This window comes from Streptomyces sp. URMC 126 (assembly GCF_051386555.1).
In the GTDB taxonomy this organism is placed as follows: domain Bacteria; phylum Actinomycetota; class Actinomycetes; order Streptomycetales; family Streptomycetaceae; genus Streptomyces.
This window is the reverse complement of record NZ_JBPQTX010000535.1, coordinates 1-2729: the sequence shown is the minus strand read 5'-3', so window position 1 is coordinate 2729 and position 2729 is coordinate 1. Positions and strand designations below refer to the sequence as shown.

General features: G+C 74.8%; 3 protein-coding genes. All 3 read left to right on the top strand.

Annotated features, from left to right (window positions below; all coding sequences use genetic code 11):
* Window positions 1-185, top strand: a 185-nt coding sequence (locus tag ACSNOK_RS32415; protein WP_436784368.1) for a hypothetical protein, incomplete at its 5' end; no start/stop codon positions are given.
* Window positions 176-1024 carry a class II fructose-bisphosphate aldolase gene (locus ACSNOK_RS32410; RefSeq protein WP_436784367.1) on the top strand — a complete coding sequence of 283 codons (849 nt, stop codon included), beginning with the start codon at window positions 176-178 and terminating at the stop codon, window positions 1022-1024. The genes ACSNOK_RS32415 and ACSNOK_RS32410, both read left to right, overlap by 10 nt.
* 41 nt (window positions 1025-1065) lie before the next feature.
* A complete protein-coding gene (locus ACSNOK_RS32405; RefSeq protein WP_436784366.1) occupies window positions 1066-1524 on the top strand; it encodes a DUF4279 domain-containing protein in 459 nt (152 codons plus the stop codon).
* Window positions 1525-2729: the final 1205 nt, after the last annotated feature.

The window sequence follows — 2729 nt, the reverse complement described above, 5'->3', positions numbered from 1 at the left end:
CCACCCCCACCCATCGCTCGCGGGTCGACGCCCGGGAGGGGAAACGCGAGCCCGACGGCCGACGATCGCCACCGAACGAGCACCCCGACCTCCGCGACGACCACCACCCGCACCAGCCGAAGGACGCCGGGACGCCGCAGCGGCCCGCGCACGCCCGCGCACGGGAGTTGAGCCGATGCCCCTGACCCGTACCGCCGACCTCCTCGCCTCTCCGGCACCCGTGGCGGCCTTCAACGTCATCACCGTCGAGCACGCGGAGGCCATCGCCGCCGGCGCGGAGGCGGCCGGCCGTCCGGCCGTCCTCCAGCTCTCCGAGAACGCCGTGAAGTTCCACGGCGGCGCCCTCGCCCCGATCGCCGCCGCCACAGCGGCCGTCGCCCGCACCTCGGCCGTCCCCTTGGCCCTCCACCTCGACCACGTCGAGTCCGTGGACCTCCTGCACGAGGCGAGCGCGCACGATTTCTCGTCCGTGATGTACGACGCGTCGGCGCTCCCCTACGCGGAGAACGTCAAGGCGACGGCGGAAGCCGTGCGTTGGGCGCACGCACGCGGTCTCTGGCTGGAGGCCGAACTCGGCCGCGTAGGCGGCAAACCGGGCGACGCGCACACGCCCGGCGTCCGCACGGACCCCGCCGAGGCGGCGGCGTTCGTCGCCGACACGGGCGTCGACGCCCTGGCGGTGGCGGTCGGCAGCTCCCACGCGATGACGACCCGCACGGCGGCCCTCGACCACCCCCTGATCGCGGAACTCCGCGAGGCCGTCCCCGTCCCCCTCGTCCTGCACGGCTCCTCGGGCGTCCCGGACGACGAACTCCGCCGCGCGGTGGCGGCGGGCATCAGGAAGGTGAACGTCGGCACGGCCCTCAACACCGCCTTCACCGGCGCCGTCCGAGCCTTCCTGGAGGCCCACCCGTCAACGGTCGACCCACGCCGCTACCTCGCCCCAGCACGAGAGGCGATGGCGTCGACGGTGGAGCGGTTCCTGACCGTCATCAGCGCGACGGCGTCACCTGGCCACCCCTGACCCGTCCTGGTCGCCGGATCGCCCGACTATCCCTCCGCAGGATGCCACTGACCCAGTACGCCTACTTCGCGCTGCACAGCCGACACACCTCGGCGGACGCCATGACCGACCGACTGGGCATGGCTCCTGACGAGGTGACCGTTCGCGGCAGCCGGTTTACCGAACCGGCGGTGGTCCCGGTCGACCACTCGTGGAAGGTCGTCTGCCGGGATCCGGGCCTACGCGTCGACGAACAGATCACCCGCGTCCTTGACAGACTCCGGTCCCACACGGACCACATCTCCACCCTCGCCGGGGAGCTGACCGGCACCGGCGGCGGAGCGGTGCTCCAGGTCGTGCGCTACTTCGCCGACACCGGCCCGGCCCAGCCGGTCGCCGCTGATACCCCCAACCTCTTCGGTTGGCATCTGAACCGTGGCGTCTTGGACTTCCTCACCGCCACCGGCGCCGAGCTCGGCGTCGACGAGTACCACCTGACCGGCGACGAGTCCGCCGGGTGACGAGTGACTTACCCCGGGCAGGACTCCGGACCACGGAGCCGCGAAACCAGGGGAAGCCGGGAAGCCGGGACGACTCCGGCTCGACAGCGATCGGCGAGCCGGCCGAATCAGGCCGCGGTCGCGGCGGTGACCCTCGTCGCCGGCGGGCGGCCGACCGCCGAGAGCCCCGCGGCGTCGGCGACGAGCGGCCCGGACGCGGCGCTCGGGGGCGGTGGCCGCGACGCCCCGGCGCAGCAGTGGCGGATCGCCCCGTCGGAACGGTCTCGGGCGCCGCCACACACTCGGCTGCCGCACGCGGGCGGCCCCCGCCGGCGCGCCGGGCGCGGATGGCCGGGCCGGTCCACGCGGCAGTGGGCGCGGCGCGTCCGCCTGCCGGCCGACGACCGGGACCACCTCACCAGGCGATGACGGTGACACCGGGGCCACCGGGCGACCCGGGGACGCCGTCCTCTCCATGCTGGCCCGGCTTGCTTCCGGCGCCGACATCGATGCCTCCCGCGCCACCGCCCCCGGCGAAGCCTCCCTGCCCGCCGTGGCCGCCGCTGCCGGTGCCGGGCGGAGGCGTGTAACGCCCACCGCCCGGGAGCGTGACGCCGGCCCCGGTCAACGTCCCGCCCGCACCGCCGAGTCCGCCGTAGAAGCCCCCGGCCCGGCCGGGATGTCCGGCCGTGCCGGCCTTGAGGAGACGGCACTTGTAGCTCCCCAGCGTGGGCTTCCCGACGCGCCATTGCTGCCCCGCGGGGGGGGAGGGCCCGACGCCGTAGGGTGGTCGTCGGTACCGCCCTTTCCGCCGTCACCGGCCAGACCACCGCCTCCGCCGGACCCGCCGTTGACGGAGAGCAGAGGCAGCTCTGCCCCTCCCAGCTGCAGGAAACCTTGGGACTGGCCTCCGTGTCCGGCGTCGGGGGCGGAGGTGCCGCGGGCCCCGGCGGAACCGTCGACACCGAAGAAGTCCGTACCGTCCTTGCCACCGCTCCCACCTCTGCCTTGGACGCCGCCGCTGCCGCCGCTGCCGTTCTCGACACGGAGCGATCTCGAGCTCGGCAACGGGGACTCAAGCGGGCACGAGAAGAGGGAACCCGCGCCGCCACCCGCGCCTCCGGACCCGCTCGCGCCCCGGGCACCGTTCCTGCCGTGGCTGCCGGCCCCACGAGTCGGGCTCGCCTTCGATCCCTCGCCCCCACCCCCGCCACCCGCGCCTCCTC

Excerpts from the sequence above, each read along its gene's own strand:
- ACSNOK_RS32405 (WP_436784366.1), top strand. The coding sequence starts at position 1,066 with ATGCCACTGACCCAGTACGCCTACTTCGCGCTGCACAGCCGACACACC.
- ACSNOK_RS32410 (WP_436784367.1), top strand. The coding sequence starts at position 176 with ATGCCCCTGACCCGTACCGCCGACCTCCTCGCCTCTCCGGCACCCGTG.